Origin of the sequence: Paenibacillus riograndensis SBR5 (genome assembly GCF_000981585.1) — a bacterium.
Taxonomy (GTDB): domain Bacteria; phylum Bacillota; class Bacilli; order Paenibacillales; family Paenibacillaceae; genus Paenibacillus_AQ; species Paenibacillus_AQ riograndensis.
The window spans coordinates 203920-229139 of the sequence record NZ_LN831776.1 but is presented as its reverse complement, the minus strand read 5'-3'; the positions used below and the strand labels follow the sequence as shown (position 1 = coordinate 229139).

Annotated in this window: 29 protein-coding genes; 2 read left to right on the top strand and 27 right to left on the bottom strand. The window is 50.6% G+C overall.

Annotated elements, in window-relative coordinates; genetic code table 11:
• Positions 1–7: 7 nt before the first annotated feature.
• From PRIO_RS01140 to PRIO_RS01040, 20 genes are all read right to left on the bottom strand, one after another.
• The gene (locus tag PRIO_RS01140) at positions 8–1117 is read right to left on the bottom strand and encodes a hypothetical protein (protein ID WP_020425748.1); all 1110 of its coding nucleotides are present in this window, start codon (positions 1115–1117) and stop codon (positions 8–10) included.
• Complete coding sequence (locus tag PRIO_RS01135) at positions 1118–2980, bottom strand: hypothetical protein (protein ID WP_020425747.1); 1863 nt, start codon at positions 2978–2980, stop codon at positions 1118–1120.
• Positions 2981–2990: 10 nt separating this feature from the next.
• On the bottom strand, positions 2991–3335 hold the full coding sequence (locus PRIO_RS01130) for a DUF6711 family protein (protein ID WP_020425746.1): 345 nt from the start codon (positions 3333–3335) through the stop codon (positions 2991–2993).
• Between the two features lie 10 nt (positions 3336–3345).
• Positions 3346–6378 carry a phage tail protein gene (locus PRIO_RS33595; RefSeq protein ID WP_020425745.1) on the bottom strand — a complete coding sequence of 1011 codons (3033 nt, stop codon included), beginning with the start codon at positions 6376–6378 and terminating at the stop codon, positions 3346–3348.
• Positions 6379–6681, bottom strand: coding sequence for a Gp15 family bacteriophage protein (locus tag PRIO_RS01120; protein ID WP_231869920.1), 303 nt, complete (start codon positions 6679–6681; stop codon positions 6379–6381).
• Positions 6682–6724: 43 nt separating this feature from the next.
• Entirely contained in the window at positions 6725–7033 is a 309-nt protein-coding gene (locus tag PRIO_RS01115) for a hypothetical protein (protein WP_020425743.1), read from the bottom strand.
• 3 nt (positions 7034–7036) lie between these two features.
• On the bottom strand, positions 7037–7495 hold the full coding sequence (locus PRIO_RS01110) for a phage tail tube protein (protein ID WP_020425742.1): 459 nt from the start codon (positions 7493–7495) through the stop codon (positions 7037–7039).
• 7 nt (positions 7496–7502) lie between these two features.
• Positions 7503–7892, bottom strand: coding sequence for a minor capsid protein (locus tag PRIO_RS01105; RefSeq protein ID WP_020425741.1), 390 nt, complete (start codon positions 7890–7892; stop codon positions 7503–7505).
• Positions 7889–8281, bottom strand: a complete 393-nt coding sequence (locus PRIO_RS01100) for a hypothetical protein (RefSeq protein ID WP_020425740.1) — start codon at positions 8279–8281, stop codon at positions 7889–7891. The genes PRIO_RS01105 and PRIO_RS01100 overlap by 4 nt, the downstream gene beginning before the upstream one ends.
• Positions 8281–8610, bottom strand: coding sequence for a hypothetical protein (locus PRIO_RS01095; RefSeq protein ID WP_020425739.1), 330 nt, complete (start codon positions 8608–8610; stop codon positions 8281–8283). The genes PRIO_RS01100 and PRIO_RS01095 overlap by 1 nt, the downstream gene beginning before the upstream one ends.
• Complete coding sequence (locus PRIO_RS01090; protein ID WP_020425738.1) at positions 8610–8975, bottom strand: head-tail connector protein; 366 nt, start codon at positions 8973–8975, stop codon at positions 8610–8612. The genes PRIO_RS01095 and PRIO_RS01090 overlap by 1 nt, the downstream gene beginning before the upstream one ends.
• A gap of 12 nt (positions 8976–8987) precedes the next feature.
• On the bottom strand, positions 8988–9302 hold the full coding sequence (locus tag PRIO_RS34505; RefSeq protein ID WP_331709841.1) for a head fiber protein: 315 nt from the start codon (positions 9300–9302) through the stop codon (positions 8988–8990).
• A 39-nt stretch (positions 9303–9341) separates the two neighbouring features.
• Entirely contained in the window at positions 9342–9575 is a 234-nt protein-coding gene (locus PRIO_RS01075; RefSeq protein ID WP_020425998.1) for a hypothetical protein, read from the bottom strand.
• An 18-nt stretch (positions 9576–9593) separates the two neighbouring features.
• A complete protein-coding gene (locus PRIO_RS01070) occupies positions 9594–10469 on the bottom strand; it encodes a hypothetical protein (RefSeq protein WP_020425997.1) in 876 nt (291 codons plus the stop codon).
• Positions 10470–10490: 21 nt separating this feature from the next.
• The gene (locus PRIO_RS01065; protein ID WP_020425996.1) at positions 10491–11087 is read right to left on the bottom strand and encodes a phage scaffolding protein; all 597 of its coding nucleotides are present in this window, start codon (positions 11085–11087) and stop codon (positions 10491–10493) included.
• Between the two features lie 142 nt (positions 11088–11229).
• Complete coding sequence (locus PRIO_RS01060) at positions 11230–11433, bottom strand: hypothetical protein (protein ID WP_141639038.1); 204 nt, start codon at positions 11431–11433, stop codon at positions 11230–11232.
• Positions 11417–12985 carry a phage minor capsid protein gene (locus PRIO_RS01055; RefSeq protein WP_046500875.1) on the bottom strand — a complete coding sequence of 523 codons (1569 nt, stop codon included), beginning with the start codon at positions 12983–12985 and terminating at the stop codon, positions 11417–11419. Before PRIO_RS01055 ends, PRIO_RS01060 begins: the two co-directional genes overlap by 17 nt.
• Positions 12982–14490, bottom strand: coding sequence for a phage capsid protein (locus PRIO_RS01050; RefSeq protein ID WP_020425905.1), 1509 nt, complete (start codon positions 14488–14490; stop codon positions 12982–12984). The genes PRIO_RS01055 and PRIO_RS01050 overlap by 4 nt, the downstream gene beginning before the upstream one ends.
• Positions 14491–14494: 4 nt before the next feature.
• The gene (gene terL, locus PRIO_RS01045) at positions 14495–15889 is read right to left on the bottom strand and encodes a phage terminase large subunit (protein WP_020425904.1); all 1395 of its coding nucleotides are present in this window, start codon (positions 15887–15889) and stop codon (positions 14495–14497) included.
• The gene (locus PRIO_RS01040) at positions 15882–16622 is read right to left on the bottom strand and encodes a terminase small subunit (protein ID WP_020425903.1); all 741 of its coding nucleotides are present in this window, start codon (positions 16620–16622) and stop codon (positions 15882–15884) included. The genes terL and PRIO_RS01040 overlap by 8 nt, the downstream gene beginning before the upstream one ends.
• 102 nt (positions 16623–16724) lie before the next feature.
• Between PRIO_RS01040 and PRIO_RS01035 the strand changes: the two genes are divergently transcribed.
• Positions 16725–17234 (top strand): hypothetical protein, encoded by a 510-nt coding sequence (locus tag PRIO_RS01035; protein WP_046500873.1) that lies wholly within the window; start codon positions 16725–16727, stop codon positions 17232–17234.
• 221 nt (positions 17235–17455) lie between these two features.
• Here PRIO_RS01035 and PRIO_RS01030 read toward each other — a convergent pair whose 3' ends face one another.
• From PRIO_RS01030 to PRIO_RS01010, 5 genes are all read right to left on the bottom strand, one after another.
• Positions 17456–18058 (bottom strand): hypothetical protein, encoded by a 603-nt coding sequence (locus tag PRIO_RS01030; protein WP_020425902.1) that lies wholly within the window; start codon positions 18056–18058, stop codon positions 17456–17458.
• Positions 18059–18079: 21 nt separating this feature from the next.
• Complete coding sequence (locus tag PRIO_RS01025; RefSeq protein ID WP_020425901.1) at positions 18080–19114, bottom strand: hypothetical protein; 1035 nt, start codon at positions 19112–19114, stop codon at positions 18080–18082.
• Between the two features lie 278 nt (positions 19115–19392).
• The gene (locus PRIO_RS01020; RefSeq protein ID WP_020425898.1) at positions 19393–19617 is read right to left on the bottom strand and encodes a hypothetical protein; all 225 of its coding nucleotides are present in this window, start codon (positions 19615–19617) and stop codon (positions 19393–19395) included.
• A 3-nt stretch (positions 19618–19620) separates the two neighbouring features.
• The gene (locus tag PRIO_RS01015) at positions 19621–20025 is read right to left on the bottom strand and encodes a RusA family crossover junction endodeoxyribonuclease (protein WP_020425897.1); all 405 of its coding nucleotides are present in this window, start codon (positions 20023–20025) and stop codon (positions 19621–19623) included.
• 270 nt (positions 20026–20295) lie between these two features.
• Entirely contained in the window at positions 20296–22548 is a 2253-nt protein-coding gene (locus PRIO_RS01010) for an AAA family ATPase (RefSeq protein WP_020425896.1), read from the bottom strand.
• Positions 22549–22647: 99 nt separating this feature from the next.
• On the opposite strand from PRIO_RS01010, the gene PRIO_RS01005 reads away from it, so the two are divergent.
• On the top strand, positions 22648–22947 hold the full coding sequence (locus PRIO_RS01005) for a hypothetical protein (protein WP_046500869.1): 300 nt from the start codon (positions 22648–22650) through the stop codon (positions 22945–22947).
• A gap of 46 nt (positions 22948–22993) precedes the next feature.
• Here PRIO_RS01005 and PRIO_RS01000 read toward each other — a convergent pair whose 3' ends face one another.
• Both PRIO_RS01000 and PRIO_RS00995 read right to left on the bottom strand, forming a co-directional pair.
• Positions 22994–24574, bottom strand: a complete 1581-nt coding sequence (locus PRIO_RS01000; RefSeq protein ID WP_020426096.1) for a DEAD/DEAH box helicase — start codon at positions 24572–24574, stop codon at positions 22994–22996.
• A gap of 9 nt (positions 24575–24583) precedes the next feature.
• The gene (locus PRIO_RS00995; RefSeq protein ID WP_046500867.1) at positions 24584–25198 is read right to left on the bottom strand and encodes a hypothetical protein; all 615 of its coding nucleotides are present in this window, start codon (positions 25196–25198) and stop codon (positions 24584–24586) included.
• Between the last annotated feature and the right edge of the window lie 22 nt (positions 25199–25220).

Here is a 25220-nt window from a genome sequence, read left to right as displayed (position 1 = left end):
GCTCCTCCTACTTGTATTTAGATATGAGTATTTCAGCAGAAGCGAATTCCCCGCCGAGATACCCGAATATACCAAACGGTGTGAATGTGGCGTTTATGGCGCCCATCTGTTTAGTGTTACCGTCAGGCAGTACACCACGAACGGCCACAATAAAAGTATTATCCTTCGTCCATGTGGTGTCGGGGTAGTTCATGTTAAAATCTGTGGTATTGACAATGTCCGCCTTCACTACGGTTATGTCAGGAATGCGGCGCACACCAGACCAAGCATGTCCGTCAGAATCAACAGAAAATAATTCCTGCCATTTCTGGACGGTGTGAGGCTGATTCTTGGGCCTCTTCATCAAGACCCATTTAGTCGCTCCGTCCTCCATACTAGCGGTACCCGAACCGGGGTTAAATGAGCCGTTGTCGTAATAGTCTATATTTGACTTCATGCCCCAATAGTAACTGTTCCTAGCCTTCTGGTCACTGTCAAACAGACCGTGATAAGCATTCCAGAGAGTACCGTTATAGGCATAGACGTAAGTTGTTGGGTCTGTGCTGGGTATGTCGTTACCGCCCTGAAATTTACCCAACGATAAGCGTTTATAAGGGAACACCCCGTTACCATCAATTTCAAAGCCTGCGCCCCCAATCGTCATGCCCCCGTATGCATCAACCATGAAGGCATTTGTCCAACCTTTGAAAATACCGAACTCGGTCCATACCCCGTTAACCATATCGCCTATTTCTTCAGTTACTTTATCTCGCTCGGGGTCATCCTTGCCATAGGCATTGCGTCCATTAGCTTTCCATATATTAACACCCTGATTGATAAAGTCACCGAAATGTTCTTCACCAGGATATGTGCCCCCACCCTGCATCTGAAGGCCAAAAGAAAAGTTATCAAGATTAAACCGTTTATACCGTTTAGCATCGTGATCGTAATAAGCATTAATGAAAAGCCATACCTCTGTAAAGGGCAAGTCTCCGCGCATACCTGTAATAACATCAAGGTTGTATGGTGTACGCTCTGCTTCACTGTTTCGCGGAAACAGTGATATTGTACCCTCTGCCTTTATCGTCTGCTTTTTGTTACCGCTGCTGCTGCTTGACTGCACGCCCCATGTCTCCATTTAAACCGACCCCTTTGTCGATGAGTTGCCGCCAAGATAACCAGCAAAATTGTATTCCTGTTTTGTTATGCGCGACTGTTTTTTATGGCCAAAAATATCTTCGACCAGTACAATATCCCCGCACTCCAGGGCCGGGTTTTGTCGCCAGTTAATAGAGTATTCGGCACGCGCTGCGAACTCAGAAGAAATCCATTTTCCTACTGTTAAGGCATGATCAGCTGTATTAATTAAGGGGTTTTCAATAAGCAGTGTTACCCCCTCTTTGATGTTACTATTACCCAAACGATAAACCGTTACCGTGTCGGCCAGCACCTTGCCCGATATAACGATAGTGACTTCGCCATCTGCCGTTATGGATACGTCCATACCCGAATCGTAACGTTTTAATATAGCGTGGCTGGTGGCCCCGGTAAGATTGAGCATTGCAGAACTGGCTGTAACGGGGCTTTGATATTCAAAGAACACCGTAACCGTTCCCTTTACAGTCATAGTTGTATTTAATACTTGATCAAATTTATCCTCTTGATAAACTGTGACGGCCATATCTACGTTCTGAACGGGGTCAGCCAGCTTAATTTGAGGAACCTTATAAGCGTTGTCAAAGTCGATTCCCTTCATGAGATAATCGCCGTCAGCGTAAACATAGGTCTGCTTACCGGAAATCATACCAGGCTCCCCTGCAAAATTGAGAAAGGTTGTACGGGTGTCAATCTCAGCAAATCTACGGATAGTAGGTATTCCGCTATCACGATCCTGATACACCGCAGCCATACCCGCTATGCCGATGCACTGTAAGGCTTTTCTGGAACTGATTTTTGACTTGAAGCCTTGTGTGGGTATTGCCTGCAAACCGGGGTCAATGTTGTAAGCCGTAATGCCTGCTTTCAGGAAGATATCTTCTGCCAAGGCGTACAGATTTGTATTTGCCAAACTGATATAATCGGTTGTTTCAAGGGCATCAAGAAAATCACGTGCGGTAAATGTAGCCGTTGATGTACCTTCATCACTCTGCCAGTCAGTTAGATAATACCGTCTTATGTTGACATACTCATAAGTACCCGGTACGACTTCAAGCCCTATAGACAGGCTTACCTCTTGGTTTCGTTCAAGGAACCGATAATAGCCCTGCGGGTTAAGGATGTTGAATTGTCTGTCTGTATTGTCAATGGTGAATCTGATTTCGTTTGACGGCAGGGTGTCACCCACAACATTCATTTCCTCAAGCAAGGAAACTGACATCAGTTTATTCCCGTCATAGACTTGAATGGTGCCGAAGTCTATTTCTGTAATTCTCGCCCGGCGATTGCCCCGGCACCATTTTTTGATGGTTACTATTACCGTGTCATATTGAGCTATTGGGGTAGGGTAGATATAGGTAGATAAAGTATTCCCCGTGACGGATTCAAGGTGCACCTTCCCTTCGCCCTTCAAAAACTCAATGTCAAAGTCAACCGGGTATTCATTTGTCATCTGGTCAAAGGATATTGTCAACCCGATAGAGTCTATTGATTCTGCCAGCTTGATCTTAAGAAAAGGATTCTCTGCATACGTGGCGTTGTCATAGGCAATTACATCGCTCCACCAACCTACTTCGCTGTTTGTGTTCTGTGTCGGTTTTGGCATTATGCAGAAACTACCATCCATGCGCCAGTAACTACGCTCAAAGGTGGCATACTTCTTTGACATGGCCCGGCGCTTGTTTACGACTTGATTTGCCCGGCTCTGCGGAGCCTGGGAAGGCGCCTCAATAGAGGCAACTTTCCCGTAGGCTTCGTTGTTCAAAATCTGAAACTCCACTTGAGCAGACGTCTTTCTTTCAGGTGCGTATACGGCTTTTTTATAAAGATTAGATACCTTGAACATGGCCGCTTACCTACCTTTCAATGATGCTAAAAGATAACTCGTTGTATTGCACAATGCCGTTGGTGTAGTTCAATGCCCCGATGCTTCTATCCCCAGCGTAAAATGTGCCTGACCTTGTAGTCGCGTCTTCCGGATCTTGATATTGCACATTAAAAAACACCGGAGAGACCAGTCTCAATATGGTTGCATACTGGGATGGCGAAAGCATTTTCCAAGAAAGATCAATTTTTCGCTTGGTCGCTATTCGTTCAAGGAGCAACAGGCCATTGACGTTTCGCTCTCCCTTGCTCAAGTCCTGGATATACACCTGATATTTCGTCGGGGAGGGCAATGTGACGCCATTAATACTTATCATAATTTACCCCCTATCTGGCCGTGGTCACGTTTCGGATGATTGCGCTACCCGTACGTTTGTTCTCTTGTGCAAGGTACGGGGCCAATACCCTCGCCAAGGTTACGCCGTCGATTTGTAGGGTTGTCTCCTGTTGTGAGTATGGGTCTGACGTACTGCTTGAGGCTTGCCCCATCTGCATTGCAGTCAGTACGGCAGTACCTAAAGCGCTGGCTAGTTTATCGACAAACGGCGTGTTCTCCAAAGGTACCACAGCTTCGGTACCCCGTTCACCGATCTGCGCGATGGTAGGAGTACTGATGATACCGCCCCTAGCCAGAGGAGGTATATGATTCAGGTTGATGCCAATACTCCCGCCGCCAACTTTCTTACCAAACACATCAATTTCCGGTATATCGATACTAATACTATTCAAAGCGTCTATGACATGGTTGATGCCATCAATGATCAGGTTCAGCGGAATCTTAACGATACCCCAAAGGCTGTCAAATACACCCTTAAATATCTTCTTGACTCCTTCCCACGCCTTAGACCAGTTGCCCGTGAATACCCCCGTGACAAAATCGATCAAACCGTCAAGCGCATCCAGTAACCCAGATATGAATTCTCCTATACCTTCGATAACTGTCTTGACAATATTAAGGGCTATATTAAATCCTTTGACGAAAGCCGGGGCCAGTAGGTCGATAACGAAATTTATTAAAGGGCTGATAAAGTCATTGTAAATTTCCAGTGCTGACTCAATCAGCTTTGCTACCAGGTTAACAACTTTGTCGATAATTTTGCTTATAGTCCCTTCCCACAGCTCTTTCATGGTTTTCAAAAACGGTTCAATGATCGGCTTCAGCACTTCATCCCATAGCTTTTTCAGGGTATTTTTAACGTTATTCAGAAATTCCTTCACCCCATCAAGAATCTTCTGCCCGTGTTCATCCCAAGCTTTTTTAATGATGTCGAGTACATCAAGCACGATCTGTTTAATCAGATCAAATGTGGGTTTGATTAACGTATTGTAAATATCTACGATCATATCAACTGCCCATTCAAAAGCGCTTGACGCTTCCTGAAACGCGGTCACCAGTATGTCAGTAAATACTGGAGCAAGAACCTCTGTGATCTTTTGAGCGATGGGCATGATGAAGTCATTAACCGCGTAATCAACAAAAGGTATTAGGATTTCATTGAGTAGTTTGTCAACCGCTCCCCCGATCTGAGGCATTATTTCGAGAATTACATCCCGCAGCCTAGTAAACTGCGGCATCAAGGTGCCTTCCCACAACTCTTTGGCTCGCCCCGCAAAGTTTGTGAGTGTGTTAGTGAATACGTTAACAGCGTTTACCGCCGTATTTGTGATAACTGGAACAAAAGTTTCCACCACTGATTTAAATATCGGCATTACAAAATCGTTTGCGAAAAAGTCCGCTGCTGGCAGCAAAGTATCCTGGATAAGACTATTCACGGCCGTTGCCATTAGTGGCATATTTGAAACCAATGCGTTTTTCATGATTTCCATGTTTGGCAACCATGTGCTATTTGTCAGGTCTGTTAGAGTTGTGGTGAGATTCGCAAAGGTTTTATCCGCCAGATCAAAGGCTCCGACAAGTGCATCCGCGAAAACCGGAACAAAGTTTTGAAGAGTAGACGTTACTACTGTAGGGATAAAATCACCGACAATGTAAGTAGCCAACGGTTTCAGCACATCGTTCATTAAACGTAGGAACGTATTACCCATATTAGTTACAGACTGGTCGATAGGCGTCATTGCATCTATTAACGGCTGGAACAACGGCTGAACATTAACCCATGCGTCAGAAACAGCTTTTCGGGCAGTATTAAAGGAAACCTTCAACCCCTCAACCCATGCGGCTACCTTTGCATTAATCGGGTCTACATTAATGTCAGGTGCCCCCAAATCGATGTCCCCGAAGCCGCCCCCAAGACCTGCGCCTAGTCCAGCACCAACTCCAGCAACACTGCCCGCCGCATCATCCAGGGCACCTGCGGCGCTGTCCGCCAAAATATTGAGCTGGTCAAACCCAGCCAGGCTACCCTTAACATCCTTGCCTGCCTTCTTGGCCTTTTTGCCGGTCTTATCAGCTGCGCCGCCCAGATCACCCAGCGCACCAGCCGTGTCTCCTGCAGCTGTGCCCATGTCACTGATCGGCTGCGCGGCTACACCGCCAGAGGATCCGCCTGCAGCATTCCCAAAGATAAGCTCCGTGAATGCCTTGAAGTAGGCTGCGGCCACCTGCAGCTTAGCAATCAGCCAGTTCAGGCCGCGCAGGACAGGAGTCAGGATGTTGATAAAGCCTGCGCCCATCGTCCCCTGGAAAATTCGCCACTGCTCTCCCATGACCTTGACCTGGTTGGCCCAGCTATTTGACGTCCGGGCGAAGTCGCCCTGGGCGTCTGCTGTGGTCTTCATGAGGTAACTAGCCCGAAGAGTGGTCTGCTCCAGTTGAGACATACTGTTCCACGCTTTATCAATGCCCTGGGACATTGCGTATGCTTCCATGTTGGCCACGGACATATTAATCCCCAGCGCCTTCAGCGGCTCCGTTTCCCCGGTCATACCACTGAATACCTTCTCAAAAGCTTCTTGATTGGAAAGGTTATAAAAAGAGGCCATGTCCGCCGACAGTTCTGTCAACTGCTTAGACATTTGCTCCATTTGCAGCCCGGTCATTCCGGAAGATTTAAGCATGGCACCCATGGTAGAGGCGTATTTTTTTCCTGCCAGCTCCGACAGCCCGAAATCATCGATCAGACTTGTGGACCAGTTATTAATGTCCTGGGCCATTGCTCCAAAGGTCACATCTACAACGTTTTGCACTTCTTGCAGATCAGATGCCAGTCCGATGGCCGTCTTTCCGAAATGGACCAGCCCACCAACAGCAAAGGCCCCAGCGATAATCCCGCCAAGGCCTTTAAATGCACTTCCCACCATACCATTTGCCGTACCCGCTATGCCGGAGAGCTGGCGCTGGAAGGCTCCATAATTTAGCTCTAAATCTAAATCTATGCGTCCTGCGCTACTGCCTGCCATTTACACGCCACCTCCGAACATTCGGGCCATTGTAGCCTCTAATCTCTTCATTTGATTATCCAGGGCAACCTCATCCAGTAGCTTTAGCTTAGCCTGACGATTGCGCCAGTCATTGTATATCCGCCGCTGATCTGCGCTAAAAGACTTAATCACCTTCGGGTCCTTCTCCGAGCGGATAGTCACGATGCTACCCAGTGGAGTATCTGGCATCAGACCAGCTATAAGAGAGCAAAACTCGTCCCAAGGCATGTCCCCGTGCTGTCGAATACGGATACCATACTGTTTGGCCAAACTCGCTTCCACCAGAGGCCAATCCTCGCGCAAGTCATACCAGCTTTCTGTTCGATTACTGCTGTTGAAATCGGGCAGCGACTTCCTCAAACGATATGCCTTGCATGGCGGCCGTCACTCCAGACAAAAGTACCTTCAAGTTTTCGGCGCCCATTTTTCTAACCCCGATCTCTTTTGATGCTTTTTCGCCTAGTGCTCCTTCGAGTGCGGCAACCACCGCTTTAACACGTTGATCATCGGCCAGTTCTTCAAAGCGCATAACAGCTTCAACGGACTTATCAATCTCGTACTTTTTATTCCCGATCTGGAGTATACCTTTATCTTCTTTGGTGAATTTATCCGTAATATTAACAATGTTTGTCATTGATTATGCTCCTCCTCCGGCTGGTGCCGGTGAAAATGTTGGTTTACCATCAGACAACAATTCAAATTCCAAACCGTCAATGTTTGTGCTATCGCCGCCGGCCGGAGTGGTCAAGTTAATGACACAATCCATGGTCAGCTTCGCACCGCTTGGCATCGTCCATTCAAATTTAGTTTCAACTTCCTGACCGGTCCCGATCATCAGCCCCGCAACGTAGTCATTTCCAGGATCGCCGTAGTTACGTTTGCCACTAAAGCTGATGGTCAGGCCCTTACCAGTGACCGCCCGACGGGTCCAACCGCCCTGATCCATTGGAGACCACTCTTCCGTGTTACCATCAATAGCCGGGGCGAAGTTCTCCAGGTCCTTAATGGTAACCATATCCGCAGCAGCGGAACTGCGGCCCTTAATGCCGATTTTAAAAACGTTGTTATGAACGGGGAAAACACCTGTTCCTGCCATAATCTCACTACCTTTCGTAATAGATCGTGAACTCAATCACGTATTCGTATATCCCAGCATCATCTGTGCCCACGCTGACAGGTTCAGGCGTCCGCAGCTGGAAGTTAATCACCCGCTTACCTCCAATGACCGCAGACTGCCCAAATAGCGCAGCATAGACCTCCTGGGCCTTACGCTCCGCCGTATCTGCGTTTTTACTCCAATGTACCAGTATGGATACCGCTTTGACCGCATAACTGGTATTATCCAGCCCGCCTATAGCCAGTACCGGCGTACCGTTATTAATGTTATACAGGCTGATACATTGCTGCTTACTGGTATCTGCCTTTCCGATGTACCAATTCTGGCAATCCACCTGCGTCTTCAACCAATCCCTTACCGCTGCCAGTGTCATCATCGGATAAATCCCCCTGCCAGCTTCTTCAGCAATTCCTTAAAGGCCTTAGTCACGCCCCGGGTCTTCTTACCTTCAGCCCACGCCCGCAGCCATTCCCCTTGAGCGTGCCGGTTCTTATCTTTTCTAAAGCTGTATTCCGGATGCCAATAAAGCCGACGCGCGTATGGCGTATCATAGGTGATTGTTACCTTGCCCCGTTTGGACTTGCTGGCGTCGATTGTCGCGCTGCGCTCCAGCTCCCCGGTCTGCTTCGGCACCACCTCGGCGGCCATGATATCGGACAATATACTGTCCTTGGCTCCCTGGATGGTCAGCTCTAGCGCCCGGGCAGGTGCGCCACTCAGCCGCTGCATAGCCCGCGGATTCATCTTTGTCTTGACCTTGACCATTACATCAGCTCCAATTCCGTGCTGAACACGCTGCCGTCAGGGTTCGGCGGGCGTAAAGCGCTAAATATGTTCCGCTCGGCCCCGTCGATCCGCACAAGCCCCTCGATCAGTTCCCCGGGGAGTATATCCCCTTGAATAATCACTTTACCGGCCAGCGTCACCAGGCGGCGCTCTTTGTCCAGCTTCTGTTTGGATCTAGCGTCATATGAACAAAGCCCGCTGAAGATTAACTCTTCAACAGGCTCCCCATCTTCGCTTGTACGTGTCCTGAAGACTTCGACAGGCGTTTTTAATATCCACTTTGGAAACGGCAGCTTCCCACGCATCATCAACATAACCTCCTGCTCGTCAGCCCTGTGGAGGCTAGGAGGCTCGTCACGGCTTCCGTGGTCTGGATGCCTCCTGCTCCCTCTATTGCCTTGAACGACAGCGACACGCTACCGGCTGAGTAACCGGACAAGGGAAAGGTTAGGTAATCACCGTAGGCATGATAGAACTCTGCCTGCTGGCAGACCGCTTTTACCACCTTTAGCCGCTGGAAGGCCGTCAGACCCGCCATGCCGCGTGCTGCAATCCGGTTATAGGTCAGAGCGTCAATCTGATCACTGGCCCGCTCCAGGGCAGCAGGCAGCGCCTCTGTTGGGATACTGCCGTCACCATACTGTGCGTACTCCTCTACTGTTGCGTAAGCCATGGGATCACCTTCTTACGCCATAATGCCAGCTGCTTTAAGCTTGGCTAACATGGCATTAAGGTCAGCTACTACCCCCGCCACATCCGTAGCCGTACTATTGGCCTGTGTCGCTGCCTGCTTGACCCCACCAATAACGGATGCTGTTGCAGCAGGCAAGGTGTATGGTGTGCCAGCACCTATAGCCGTCCGTGCCGCAGCAGCATCCGCTCCAGCCGCAATTACTGCAGGTTTGCCTGTAATACTCGCCCAAGTTACCGATCCGCTACCGCCACCAGCCGGGTTCTCTTCCAGGTACTGAATCACCGCCCGGATCTTGCCGATTGGCATAGAACGCTTTTTTATATCCGCTATGGTGATTGCCATGGATTAAGCCTCCTTCTTTGTTGACTTCTTGGCATCGGCCAACTGTGTCTTAAGCTCTTCGATTTCATCAAGAGCCTTTTTGTGTTCAGCATAAGGCACTGTCTTTGCTGGTGAGGTTTCGACGGTTGCCAGCTTATCCCCGTCAACCTCCGCAATGTCATATCCCAGCTTCAGATAGTCCGCACGCTCGGCCTCATCAATCTTTAACTGGGTATTGCCTTTAACTGCATATAGCATGGTCATTCTCCTCTCTAATTAGGGCGCTACATTTATCTGAATAGCAGCCGCTTTACGCTCGATCAAGAACAAATCGGTGTAACGGCGGTTTTGGTACAAGAAACCGTCTCCGCCTGTATGACTTCCAGGCTCCCACAGGTAAATGGCAGTGTGTTTGATTGGAGCAAGGACACAGCTAGGGTGAATCAGGATCATATTGATTTGTTTGGCCCCTACGCCCGGAACCGCGCCGTTAGTGAAATCGTAGATTGTCTTCATGCGGCTGGATGGAACCTGGACCAGCGTCACATCGTCCAGCTTGCGAACAGAACGATCAACAGTACCGTTGTTGGACTGCACACTGATAAACCGCTGTACATCCTCTGCCTGCTTCAGCAGCTTGTAAATGGCAGGGGTCACATAAAGGATACGGCCTTCCAACGGGATTTCTGCCTCGTCCATATTCTCCATGAGCTGGTCGAAGACCTGAAGCGCATTAGCTGCTGTAATGACTGTAGTGTCCGGAGTCTTGCCCAGGGCCACATAATCCGCATAAATCTTGCTGTATCGGTATTTGTCCAGTTCAGGGATGGCCTGCTCGGTCTCAAAGACATTTGTCAGGTTTGCTGCAGATACGATTTGGTTCGTCTCATCCACGTCCATCGCGTCAACGTAAAATTCCACGTCACGGTCAAAGGTCAGCACCTTCAGCTCAAAATCATTTGATACGGCTTGCCGGTTCCACCCGCCTGCCCGGCTGTGGTTCTTATATCCCGCCACATCCAAGCGCGGAATCTTGATCGTTTTGGCGTTGACAAAGATCGCGTTCTGAGTGGTCAATCCACTTGATGTCAATTCCTTCGTGTATTTCTGCTGCAGCACCGTCAAAAAGCTGTCTACGTAGTTGTAAGGCATTTATACATCTCTCCTCGTTAATTAAAATTGCTTGCTATCTGCGACACCGAAAATGCTGGCCAGCTGTTCATTGGTTGCTTGTCCAGCTCCACTACCATTACCGCCGCCGCCAACACGAAAGCCGCCAGGACCTCCACCAGCACCAGGCTCATCAGGCTTGAACAGGTAAGCGTCAGAAGTCTTAAGCGTGGTTAACTGCTCATCCAGGCCCACCACCTTGCCGTCGTCACCAATCACCAGTTTGTTCTTGTCGATCAGCCCAGTGACGACCTTCTCGTTATGAACCTTGCCGTTTAGTGCGGCCGTGATGGCATTGTTCAAAGTCATGTCCTTCAGATCCGCTTCATATTTCTCCTTGGTGGTCTTGTTCTCGCCTTGTAGACGGGCAATCTCGGCTTTCAGCGTCTCGGAAGCACCTGCATCCTTGCTGAGTGCTTCAAGCTGTGTATCCCGGTCTGTGATGTCCTTCTCCAGCTTCTTCTTGGTATCAGTCAGCTCGTTGTATTGTGACTTCGGAACAAAATGCTTCGGCAGCTCTTTATTCACGTCACCAATTAGGCCGTCTACCTTCGATTCTTCAACGCCTGCTTTTTTCAGCAGTTCCTTCAGCCATTCCATTGTTCATCAACCTCCATAGATTTTTATAGCTGCTCTCCAGCTACGGGAGCGGGCCGCTATGCTCCGGCCCATGAGCAAATAGGCCCCGGCAGTCTCAACCGGAGCCCATCAAAAAAGCACCCTCGCTATATGCGTGAGTGCTTCAATCTTCTAAAACTTCGCAACTTACAATGTCAGGAATAGGTACTGATTCGTAATAGCCTTCCCCTGTTTTAATGCCGATTGAATCAAAATCTTCGTCACTGTCCAAGCCAACCTCATAGGTGATGAGCGGACCAATATAGACATCGCCGTCTTTATCCACCACTTTGACCCGCTCACCGATCAGATCATGATAATCCATCATTTCCCTTCCCTTTCTTTAGACTTGGGTAAGCCGGTACGACATGAACTCCATCTTTAGCATAATGAATCATGAACACAGTAGTATCAGCTTCCGCGCCTGTCAGATTGTTCACAGCTTTACCGATCACCGCATCATTGGTCATAATTGTTTCTTTATGGTTCCATTCACCTTTGTTGTTCAGCCTAATTTCGCCCGTACCCGCGTATTGCTTAACCAAGGGCTCAATCTGATCAGGTGGAATCGTAAGATACGATGGGCCAGTTTCTCCCTTCTTCTCGTACTTCGCCTGATATTGCTTATACTCATGTGTCCCTGGTATATGCTTGTTCTGCTGCCCTGTTAGAATTTTCTTTGGCTGAGCTTCCGAACGAATGTGCGCTCGGGTTTCCTTAATCTTGGCATTTTTAGCCGCCAATTTCAAGAGTTCATTATGTTCAGCCTGAGAAACACCGCCCAGGATTTTCTCTCGGTTTGGATCACGGCGCAGATGCTCGTTTGTCTTAAGATGATTTCTCAGCTTGCCCTGCCACTCCTTGACCTTAACGGCTGCTGCAGCTTGGTTGTCTGGGTCCACACTGCCAGCCTCGCGGCGCTTGTATCTGCGGATCTGCCGCTCCATGTACCGCTGGCGCTGTTCGGCCTTGTAGTTTGCCAAAGCTTCGGTATTGTCTACTGGCTCCGGCATCCGGCTGACGCCTGGCACAAATGTGGTCATGTTATGGCGACAGTGAGGGTGAAACAATCCGGCGGCCATTGCCTTGCTGAGTAGCGGATACGGACCATCAGAAGCCTTGCCACCGCTGTATACATCATCAATGTATACTTTACCCTGCCAGGGCAGGCACAGCTCTGAGCAGTTGTTATGAGCCGATACCACGACGAACGGATTGCCCATCTGCTGCCGCTTAGCTCCCTCCCCTGCAAAGACAGCGCGCTGGGAAGAGGCACGTAACGCCATCTCGGCATAGGAAGCGACATTCACTCGGCGCCCATTTGAATAGGTGATGTAATCTAATCCTTTATCCAGAAAGTCCCGTGTGGCCATATCAATAGCCTGGCCAAGAGAAGCAGCACCAGAATTTAGATAGACCTGGGACTTGAATATAGTTTGCCGAAATACATCGTCAGATTGCCGCAGAATGGCAAAGCGGGCAGCCTTAAGCTCACCCTGAGTCGCTTCTACCAGTGCATTGACGCGGCCTTCGTTCAGCTTGAAAAAGTTCTCGTCAGAAACATCAGGGATATTCAATTTGCGCGGCAGCGGCATGAATTTCCCCAGGAGTTTCATGGCTGTCCGCTTAATCCCCGCAAAGAAGCCCCCTTTGATCTCCTGCTCGACGGCCTGTTCGATAACAGGCTCTGCCTTCTTGACGATCTGAGCGGCCTCTTTCTTGTATTGCTGCAAATCCTCAAGCTTCTTCTGCTGCCATTGTGGCCATTTAAAGCCTAATTTCTTTTCCTCATTCTCATGACGGGTCAGATTCCGCTTCATGCTGGCTATCAGGTCAATCTCCATCTGAGCGTAGATACCGCGAATGTCATATTTCCTCATTCATCTTCGCCGCCCGTATCATCCTCATTCTCACCTGGAGGAGCGTCACGGTTAGCTCCTGGTTCGTCAAAGGTAGGTGGGGCCTGCTCCGCCTTCAGCCTGGCGACCTCCTCGGCCTTTTCCTCAGCGGTCCAGGTGTCGCCGTACATTTCCTCTACGGCACGTTCTATGGACATGACGCCAAATGTCCGCGCCTTGCCGACCGTCTCGACAACGGCGTCAAAGCTCGGGCTGGCATACTCCCCGAAGGTCACGCTGGCCTCATACTTGCCTGCTGCGCGGCTCTGCATCGTGTCATACACCTTTAGCACCGTCTGCACCAGCTGAGGAATGACCTCATTCAGCCGTTCCACGATCTTGCCCCGGGTGTATAACGTGGCCTTTTCCTTCTCCCGCTGGGCCTCCGCGTTATCGGTCTTTTTCAAGTCGATGCCTAAAGTGCTGGGCGATATAATGCCCTGCAGACACATGTCAACGGCTGAAGCGTAGGAAGCCACGAACGCCTCATAGAGGATCTGAGGCTGCACAAGGTTGATCTGCCCTTTGGCCTCCTCTGCAAAGGTGCTATTAATCCGAATAAACTGATTATCAAACGGGTTAGGTCGCATCAGCTCCCCGGTTTCTGGATTTTTCGGAATCATGTCCTCGGGAATGTATTTCTGTACCCGCCCGGAGCGTATTGCATCCATCCACTGGCTGACCACCTCATCAAGCGCGTCAAAATTGTCTGATTTGGTGTCAAACAGTGACTTCCCTCGACCTGGCCACTTGGTAGACTTAAACACCATGAGCGGCACAGCCATGATAAAGTCACCGTCATAAGTGATTTCCGGCTTGAGCTGGGCCGTCTCTGGCACAACGGATAGTGGCACCTCTTTGCCGTAGGCGTCAAGTAACCGGCTGCGGATGTACCCCAGCCCAAATGTCTCCTCCAACCGGTAATCCTTACTGCTCACGGTATAGTCCGTCCAGAAAATGACCTCCTGCAGCCTGCCACGGGTGCGCTTGTACTCTACTTGATCACCGCTGTAAAACTCTATCAGCGGATACTCACTTAGTTCCGGGTCCACCGTGATCTTGAACGCCCCATCCCCCACGAACAGCGCCTCTGTAACAGCCCCGGCCAGCAGCTCTGGAAAGTCGTTGTCCTCGCTGATCTTTTCCCATGTGGCCGTCTCAGCTTGCACCTTCAGGGTTATCGCGTCCATATCGGCAACCACAATATCAGAGAGCCGATCCGCCACCATGGCCGGGAGCCCGCTGTGAATCTTCCGGATGCCAAGGCCAGCCGTAGGCACCGCCGCCCAGAAGCGGGATTTTCCTACACTGTCTGTCACCGATTGCTTATAGAATTGATCCAGCTCGGACGGATCGCCACGATACCACAGCCGATTACGCAGCACGTTGGCTTTATAGCTGTACGGCTCCTGGATCGTGATAATCTGACTTTCCGGCGCCGGGTTGATCCTTAGCATTTTCATGACCATGTTCTTAAACCACCCCACTCTCTTAACCCCCTAACAGGAACATCGTTTCGGCTACACCGGTTGTGGCATCCGGCGCGTCATCATGAGCATTCTTGCCTTCCCGCTGATAGCTCGTCATGGCCTTGTAGTAGTCCGGCCAGCGATCCCGCCAGTTCACAGGGAAGTAGATATGCTGCATAACCCATGTCGCGTTACTGACGATTCTGGCCGTCTTATTCTTCGACTGGTGGAACCAGCTCACATCGGTCCGGTTACTCTTCAGCTCCGTTTCCAGAATACGCTTGATGTTCCGCGCAAAGGCCTTACCGCCGTTATTGGACTCAATGCGGGCCTTGTTGACCTTGAACGCAAAAAGAGCCTGCGCTGTGGCTGGCTCTGTAATCTCCATAGGTTGCTTAGTATATATGACGTCTAAGACATACGCCTCTTTCTGGTACACACCCCAGATGATGTTGCATAGGTAATCATCACCCTCGTCAGCGGAATCGCAATAAGCATAGATCCCCGTAAACAGCGGCTCGTCGTGGCCATCCGTGGGCAGCTGCGTGTACGTCTTAAAGCTGCTGTACAGTTTACCCTTGATATCTATCGGGATCTGCTGATAGTTTGCGCTGGCGATATCCTCCCCCATGGCCCGGGACTTCATTTCGTAAGAAGCGCGGGACAGGATGTCTGAACAGAGCATCGTACCATCATCCTGTAAAGCCTTCATGGTCAAGAGTCGTATCCGCTTATGTTCCTCAGCAAAATGCTCCAGCGCCCGCCCTGCAAGGTCTCCCGTGGCCCAGCGGGTCATGATGATGATTATCTTGCCGCCTTCTTCGAGCCGGGACAGCATCGTATTAACGAACCATTCCCAATGCTTCTCCAGTACGTTTTCGTTGTTGGCTTCCTCGGCGTTTTTGATCAGATCGTCGATCATGAGGATAGTTGCCCCGAAGCCGGTTGCCGTACCCGTGGGAGACGTGGCCAGATAGCTGTTATAACCACCCTCCAGGCTCCACAGGTTCATGGCCCCGTCCCCGCGCTTGATCCTCACCTGGGGGAAGATATCGCTGTATACGATCCGATTCTCATCAGCCTTGATAGTACCTATGCCATCCCGCACAGCCTTACTGAACGTGGTGGACAATGTTTCGTTGTAAGATCCTGTCATGACCTTCTCCATCAGATTCTTACCAAAGACCCACTGTGCAAACATCGAAGCGGTGCGGCTCTTCCCATGCCGGGGCGGTAGATTGACCACCAGTATATCGTCTGTGGATTCGTAGAACTCCTGCAGCTCCCCGCACAGGTCTATCAGATACTGCCGATCATCCCGGTAGAAATCTGGAGCCATGGCCTGGCAGAAGCTGAAAAACTCACGGCGGGCCAATTCCACACGGGCACCACGGCGGATTACGGTCAGATCAACCATCACGGGCCAGCTTCCGTAGTTCTTCAGTGGTCAAGTCCTTGTATGGGTTATTCATGTTAAGATCCACATTGCCACTGTGCTGCACCTTATCAACAAACATGCCAAGATGCCGCGCCACGTTTTCAAGGGCCTTGGCCTGGTCCTGCATGATAACCTCAATACCGTTCTTGTTCTCCTTAATCCCAGCATACAGGAGACGCGCCCCGCCTTTCAGCTTGCGGGTATCCTCGATATGCAGATCAGCGCGGCCCTCGCCTCGGCACTTCGGACATTTAGGGTGTGGATCAGCCAGGCGGTCAAAACCATACCCCCCGTCTTCAGATGGCAGAATCGCTTCGACAGGCCTATCCTGCTTCTTTGACTCGGATTCAGCGGAATCAATAGCATCCTTGACGGCCTGAGTATACTCCTCTTCGTCCAGCCATTGGTACTGATGATCCTTACCGTGACAGTACCGGCAGGCCAGACGGCGCAAATGGATCAGCTCATTAGGATCTGCAGTAGCAATATCCCACCAACGCTGCAGTACCATGTCAGCCGTAATCTCGGTGCGAGCTGCACGATGGCTTTGCGCCTCTCTGATCGCTTCCTGCACCTTAACATTACTTAACAGCCTGCTTGCCTGCTGTTCCGCCGTCTTGGGGCTGTATCCCGCTCGAATGGCCGCCTGCGTGGCGTTGAGGTCGATCAGGTATTCTTGCACGAAAAGCTTTTGTTTCGGTGTCAGCGCCATGTAGGCGGCCTCCTTTAATACTATGATTTTTAAATTTGTATGCATATTATGCTATCGGGGAAGCCAACATAAAGTCATAAATTAATTAGGAGGCCCATAAAAATGCTTACACAAAATCAACAAACAAACAATTCAGCTTTCAGATCCAACTTTTCAAACCACAATTCCTCCAGGATATTTGGTTTGACTTCAGCTAGCTCTTATGAAGTTTTCCCCCTTCCGGTGAATACTTCTGTACAAGCACCTTACAGTGAAAACTATATCCCTGAAAATGTTAAGGATACCAATATTAACACTTACTGGTATAATCCTTCATTTGCAGATAGTCTAGACATACAATTCCCGGATGCAACCAATGTTTCGGGATTATACATCACCACCCATTACGAAGGAGGGGCACCGGGAGTATTTTATTCTTTTGTTGTTTGGGGGATGAAATATGGAGGAGCTTATGATCAAGTCTCTGAACCTGTAACGTACTATGTTAAAAATTCCCAAATATTAACAATGCCTGTAATTAGATTATCAAAACCAGGTGCTTTTTTAACTCTAAAGTTAGAAATTACAAGTGACCAAGGTTTCATAGCAATTAATGACTTGAAACTTCTTTAGAAGGTTTAACACCCCGAGAAAATAGAAATGATACGCGTTGTGTTGTATAAAAACGAAACCATTGCCTGGAGATTAAAAGACAATGGTTTCGTTTAGATTTTAAACAATTTTAAGAGCCGCTTTCGAGCGGCTCTAACTCGTACTTATAATTCTCTCACAATATCATAATAACACGGAAATTATGGCTTGTGTTCCCTTTCCGTTCCCGTTTCATTCCCACCTTATTCTGCCAGTTTGATAAAGGCTGATATTGCATGCTTCTTCCACCGGAAGTAAACGCTCTTGGATAACGCCATTTCTTTCGCGACTTCTGACCAGTTTCGTCCGCTGATTACGTCCTGGTAAAGGATTCTGGAGTAATCCGGCTTATACCCTTCCAGAAGCGAAAGCAGATCATCAATCCGCTTGATCTCTGCCTGCAGATCCTGCAGCTCACTCAGTCGGTCCAGTACCTCGTCCAGATCGTACTTGCTGCCGGCGCGTGCATCGATCACCTTAGCAATCTTGGCCCTCAGCTCCTGCAGCAGCTCATCGTCCTCCTGGTAAGCTCCAATGTCGGAAATCGCGTTTCGCTGTGCCCGGACGCCTGCCGGGTAGAACGTCAGGTAGGCGTGCGCTGTAGCCTCCAACTCCTGATCACGCTTGCCAAGGTACATGTAACTGGGCAAGCCCCGCAGCCGCCGGTGAAGCTGCTGCAGATGGTCCTCCTCGGAAAGCCGGCTGATCTGAATCCCGCTGCCTATGCTGTATGTCCCCAGGGCCTGGATCCTCGCCAGCTTTGCCCGGTAGCTGGAGAGCTGGTCAATCACTTGCTGCTCTGTCATGTTGCCTGACCCCCTGTCGTATTATTCGCCGGAAGCTGTCAGCCGGTTCAAAATCCACTTGGCCCGCGTCAGATCCGCGATGCTCCGGTCCAGCAGGTGCACATCGCTGGCCGGCGCAGCTGCTAGAGTTTGAATTTCTCGTAACCGACGGATATCGTCACGCAGGTCTTCCACTTCGGCCACCAGATCATCCCGCTCGGTGATCAAGCGATTGACTTCCTCCTGAAGCCCGTCGCACTCCGTTGCAAGCTGGTCGATGGATTGAGCATACTGGCTGCAGCGGGTCTCGGTCTGCTCCAGATCGAGCTCGGCTGCTTCCCGCGCTGCAATGGCCCCGTCGCGCGCTGCTGTAAGCCGCTCGATCTTGGCCATAGACTCCTCGGCAGCCTTGCCGGCAAGGGCTACCGCTTCAACAGCCTTTTTCCTCTGCTCTTCTCCCCACTCACAAGCTGCATCCTTTTCCTTCTTCCAGCCCGCTGCTTGGACCTTCCAGTGTTCGACCTCTGCCTTCAGGCGCTCGACCTCTCCCGCCTGATGCCCCACCGGCGGCAGTGCCTCTTTTTCGCGGAGCAATTGGGTTTCCCTGGGCGACTCACCTGCAAGCAGCTCCTGCGCTTTGACTGCGTTAATGCCTCTCAAATCCCACTTCTTCACCCAGAAAGACAGCGTATTGTATTTCATCCCCCACGCCTTTTCCACGCTGGCCACCGTCTCCCCTGAAGCAATCTGCTCCAGAAATATCTGCTTGGTCAGCCCGCTGCTGGGTCCCTCTTTGCTCATTCGTTGACCTGTCATATTCTGTTCCTCCTCAGTATTTTGGCTTTGTTGTTTCGGGGGAAACCGATCTTCTCTTGGATTGTGTGCTACCGGCTTTTTGAATGCTTTATCCCGTTTCGTGGCCGGATACTTCTGCCGGACCTCTTCCAGCTCCTCCGGCGTCAGCGTATATTCCCGGACGGTGCCGGAACCGTATGACTTGTATTCAATCGCTTGGTTGGGTATTGATGTGCCGGAGTAACCCACCCGTGACCCGTTGGTTCGGTCAATCATTGACATAACTGGTGCACCCCCTTAGCGGTTGTGGTACCCCACTTGAGCTGCCGCTTTCTGAGTGGCGGATCCGGGAGAGTCAGGAAGACCTCTCCGATCACCTTGCCACTATCATCTGTGATGAACTCCCACGGAATATCCTGAAAGAAAGGGTCAGGACTCATCCAGATCATCCTCTCTGTTTATTGTTAATTGCTCAGCTATCCAGCCACAGCACGGGCAGCGGTATACATTTGGTTTGATCTCCGTCATATCAGCAGCGCACTCCAGGCAAACCAAAATCATTACCCTCGTCCCCTCTGCTGTTCATACACCTCTTCCAGCCATTCGATCATCATCAGCATTTGCTTGATGGCCAGCCGGTGGTCGTTATATTTGCAGCAGATCGCGCCGGTGGAGTCAGCGACCCATTGCCAAAAGTCCGGGCTCTGCATCCCATGCCGGGCGGCTGCCTCGTTGACCTGCTGCGTCCACAGGTACACATCCCAGAACAGTGCCTTATAGTCCACGGCCTACAGCTCCTCGATTTTGATATAAATGCCCGGCAGCTTCGCCCAGAACTTTTCTATGATTTCGCTTGCCACAAGCGCGTCATCTTTCCAGAACCCTAAATTTGTCATAATGTCGAATGGCAGCTTATTCAGGTTGTGAGTGTCAGGTTTGGTCTTCTTCCACTCCCCGTCATAGTGCTTGCTGCCTTCTGGAATCGGAAACAGCCACTTCACTGTTACCCGGAGTGCCACACCGGAATATTTCTTCTGCGGAACATGTTTTCCAAGGTGAGCCGTCAGCTTCGCCCTCGCGGCCTTCAAGTCGTCCGGCTCGTAGAATACTGGCTTACCATCGACGACAGCAACCTGCTTCTCTTGATGTGTAGCGGTCGGTGGTTTCATCGGCATGAAGAACTCAGTCGGCATATCGTCACCTTCCATTTTTTTACTTTTAACTTTTTTTTCGCGGTGATAAATGTAGGGGAGGGGGAAGGGGGATTTTTATACCCCCTTCCCTTATCCTTATATATTTATATATAGTGGTCGCCACCACATATTGCGGCAATCATGACGTATCAGAATCCCCGCAACTTATTGCGGAATTGCGGCGACCATGTTTCGCAATTTGCGGCAATCATTAATTTATGGTCGCCGCAACATTTTGCAATGACCATGAAACGATGATCGCCGCCGCAATTACTCTTCTTCTTTTTTAACAATTCGGAAACCCAATGAACGATCAATTTCATAGCCATACCGTTTAATCCAATCTCTAACGGTGCGTTCGGCAACCTCTTTTCCGGTTGATCCATACCATGCTATGACATCTAAAACAGTAGGCGGCTCACCGAAATTACAATTGCTTACCACGTCCGCGAACTCATCCGCTTTGCTCCGGCGCTCCTCCTTGGCCTTGTTCTTCCGCTTCCCGGTAGCCTTCTGCCATGGCGGTTTGGACTCACCTTCCGGCTCGATATCCTTCAGGCTGCCCGTGTCATCAACGCGATGCACCGGATACTGGAACCACATATTGACCGGCTTGAACTTGGCGTATTCCCGCAGCGTTCCTTCCACACGCCACGCCGAACGCGCCCGGACGGCCTCAAGCGCTTGCTCTATGGTCGGCTTGATAGTCTCCATGACATGTGGCATCGCTCGTTTGGCGTGATCCTCCATAGCCTTCGCGCTGAGCTCATCATCCTGCGATACCTGTTCCTGCAGGTACGCCGGGTTATACTGCTGGAACAGCCCTTTGTACATGCTGCAGATCGCCTTGTTCTCTTCCTGCATGTACAGCGCCTCGGTGACCTCCAGCTCCACCAGGTCAATCAGAGCGTCTGGATCGCGGGCGAATACGCCGCTGCCGGAAGCCCGGTCCATCGACTTTTTGCCACCCTGAGAGCCTTTGCTGTGATGATGGCAGTAAATGACACTGGCCCCCAGCTCCGTGGCAATCTTGTCAAACTGGTTCGTAAAGTGGGCCATCTGGTCGGCGCTGTTTTCATCCCCAGTCAACACCTTATAAATGGGATCGATGATGACCGCAATATAGTTCTTCTTGGCCGCCCGCCGGATCAGCTTCGGCGCCAGCTTATCCATCGGTACCGACTTACCACGCAGGTTCCAAATGTCTATGTTCCCGATGTTATGAGGCGGCATCCCCAGCGCTCTGTATACGTCCTTGAAGCGGTGCAGGGCACTGGCCCGGTCCAGCTCCAGATTGACATATAGGACCTTGCCCTTCGTGCATTGCCAGGCCAGCCACTTAATGCCCTCGGCTATAGCGATGCTCAGCTCAATCAGTGCGAAGCTCTTCCCAGCCTTCGACGGTCCAGCCATGAGCATTTTATGACCTTGCCGAAGCATCCCTTCTATTAAAGGAGGAGCCAACGGCGGCATGTTGTCCCATGATTCTGTCAGGCTCTCCGGATCGGGCAGATCATCATTGATGCCTTCAATCCATTCATGCCATTCCGCCCAGCTCGCCTTGCCCAGATTGGTGTCCACGATGAATTGCTTCTTTCCGTTCCGCTCCACTCCCGGCATCCGGGACAGCCGGGACGGGTTACGGTTTTGCTTGTCGATGGCCAGACCGTTCCGCCGGCAGATATCATAGAGGTAATCCACCCGCTTGCGGTACTCGTCGTAATTGGCAGCCTCTACCCTGACAATGGCGTGCAGGCTCTTCCCGCCGCTGTAGACCATAACGGCAATCGGCAGTTCCAGCTCCCGCATGACAGCGTTCTGCTTTTCAATGTCCATAGTGTCGGACTCGACAAGGGCATACCGGAACTCCGTCACGTTCTCGTTCTTCACGCCTTTGCCATCCAGCGGATTGAATCGTATCCAGGCCCCCGCTTCCGGCTTGTAATCCCCGAATACTTGCCCGATATCGCCGTCACACATATGCAGCAGCTCAATCAGCTCCCCCGCCGTCCGGTCGTATGCGCCTTTGTTGGGTAGCCATTTCCCTTCTTCACTTTGCCAGGCTTCTGTCACATAGCCCACATTTTCAGAAGCTTCAAATAAAGCGCCTATATACGTTGTTATCTGCTGCACTGGGTTCCATTCGGCGGGTTCATGAATCTCTTTCCCTTCAATCCAATTCTTATCCACGACGACATAATCACCGGAGCTGCCGGAAATCTCATCGTCCCAATCCAGTTCCCGGTCATAAGCGGAGCGCGGCAGCCAGCCGTTATCCTTGGCCATCTGCGTGATGGTCGCCCCGGTCACCGGATTGCCGTTACCCTCGAAGCTGGTCCACTTTTTAAAGCATTCGCCCGGATGGTACCGCCCGCCGTCCCGCCGGCTCCACTCGTCCCAGTCGCTGGCTGTGTATCCTTCATACTTGAGGGCCATGCCAACATTGACCCACTCCTGGTAATTCAGGTATGACGGATCAACATGTTCCAACAAGGTTGTGAGGTTTAATTTTTTTTCGAACATATGCTTTACCTCTCATTGGCTCATTTTGTCAAATATTTCTTGATGTTAAAAATAAGTGATACTATACTAGCTTTATATAACGAAGGAGGGTACATAAAAATGAATCTAATAATTCAACAATATGTTCATCTGAAAGATAAACATAAGTTTCGTGATTCTTTGACAGCTCGTAAACTCTATGCCGATGTCGATTTTCTGCCTAGAATTGGAGATGCAATAGAAGATAGTGTCTATCATAGAAATGACCCTGCTTATACAGTTACAGAAGCATCCTTTAATTATGAAGAAAATTATTATCTTGCTTATCTCGAAACCGTATCTATTGATTCTGAAGATAGAAACATTATTGAGGAAAGAAAGGAAATCTATAAAGCCCATGGGTGGGAAGTATTAAATTAACAGCATTTTATTTTTGGCTGGAGGGAATATTTCCTCCAGGTTTTTTCTATTCCCCGCGATATTCTTTAGGATTGATGCCTTCCGGAACCCGCCACCCGTTTCCGGCAATGCGGTCAATCAGGCGCTTGGCGTGATCAAACGACCAGGTACCGACATGCTCAAAGCCACGATTCTCCAGGAAGCGAATCTGCTTCGGTGTGGTCAACCCCTCGGAACGGCGTTTATCCAAGCGCTCCAGCAGCTTCGTTGCTTTGCCGGCATTATCGATGGCTTCAGGCAGGATGCCCAGCTTCTCCAGGGTCTTTACCTGCGCTTCGGACGGCGGCGACATTTCCCAGCCGAATGAGGGTACATATCCAGATAAATCCTCTGCTTGGATACTCATTTCAAACTGCAGCGGATCAACCAGCTTTGCCTTGCGGCGCTTCATTTCGGCCAGCTGTTTGGCCAAAGCTTCCTCGCGCTGCGCAACGACATCTTCAGAGGCCTGCTTCTCAACCTTTTCCAGATCTAACGCAATGCCCGCCTGCTCGATCTGCTGAGTCATGGCCTGGGCAACTTCCTCATTCTCTGCAATCAAATGGGCCGGGTGACAAAGCTCATGCCGCTCCGTGTGCCACAGAAAATCCAGCAGCAGCAGCTCCTCCTTGCCTGGGAATAGCCGGGTACCGCGCCCAACCATCTGACTGTACAAGCTGCGAACCTTCGTCGGCCGCAATACCACGATGCAATCCACGCTGGGGCAATCCCAGCCCTCTGTCAGCAGCATGGAATTACACAGAACGTTATACTTACCTGCATCGTAATCGGCCAGTATCTCTGCCCGGTCCTGCGAGTCACCGTTGACTTCGGCGGCCCGGAAGCCGACCGCATTTAATATAGAAGTGAATTTTTGGCTGGTCTTCACCAGCGGCAAGAATACGACAATCTTTCTGTCCTTGGCCACCCTCCACATTTCGCCGGCGATGGAATCCAAGTATGGGTCTAGCGCCGTACCCAAGTCGCTGCTTTTAAAATCCCCAGCCTGTTGACCGACTGTGGACAAGTCCAGCTTCAGCGGAATCGTCATGGCCTTGATCGGACTTAGAAAACCCTCTTTGATGGCTTTGGGCAGTGTGTACTCATAAGCTAGGCTTTCAAAGTAGGAACCTAGGTTTCTCATGTCCCCACGGTCCGGCGTGGCCGTGACGCCCAGCACATTGGCCTCTTTGAAATAGTCCAGTACCCGCTGATAGCTGTCTGATAAGCAATGGTGAGCCTCATCTATGATGATGGTGTCAAAATGGTCAGCGGCAAACTGCTGCAGCCGTTTATCACGCATCATGGTCTGCACGCTGCCGACCACGACACGGTACCAGCTTCCAATGGAAGTTTGCTCGGCCTTTTCGGTCGCGCATCCCAGCCCGGTAGACTTTGCCAGCTTATCGGCTGCTTGGTCCAGCAGTTCCCCCCGGTGAGCCAGGACAAGCACACGCTCGCCCAGCTTTACCCGATCTTCAATCACTTTGGAAAATACAATCGTCTTCCCGCAGCCGGTGGGGAGGACCAGGAGCGTCCGTCGGACGCCCTTCTCCCACTCCGCTTGAATTGATTCGCGGGAGTCTTGTTGATATGGTCTAAGTTCCATGGCAGCCACCTAAAACTGTCCGTTAGACCAGTTACCGCCTCGCTGAGGCGGCGGAGAGTCCGGGAACGGGGCCTGCTGATACTGCGGCTGATTGTACGCTGCTCCGCCTTGAGGCTGCTGGTACTGTGGTTGTTGGTACTGCTGCGGTTGCTGATATTGCTGTTGTGGCTGATATTGCTGCGGAGGCTGTCCTGCAGGCTGTTCGTCTGCCGGGTAGAAACTCTTGACCTGGTTGTTGGTCCGCTCTTCTCCGTCCCGCCCCCTGAACTTGTTGACCTCCAGCTTAAGCCGACCTTTGGAGCCTATAACCGTCTGCCAGTTCATTTTCAACTTTTCGCCCTTCCTTTTCTGGCCGATCCCTGCGAAAAAGTTAGAAAGCAAGCCCTCGGTCTTGGTGTGCAAAAATAAATTATGGAAGATAACCACATCCCCATGCTCTTGCGAATGCACGGTCAGCTCAATCTTCGCCTGGTTGCAGGCAGGCATCTTATCGGAGCCATTGAAGCGCCCGCGCTCAAATTTCGTAACGGTGAACGGGTAATCCCCGGCCGGCAGCAGGGTAAACTCCCCGCCGTCTTTTTCAATAGTGTCGTCCCAACCTAATTCGCGTTCTTGTTCACTCATGTATAAGTCCTCCTAGAAGTTT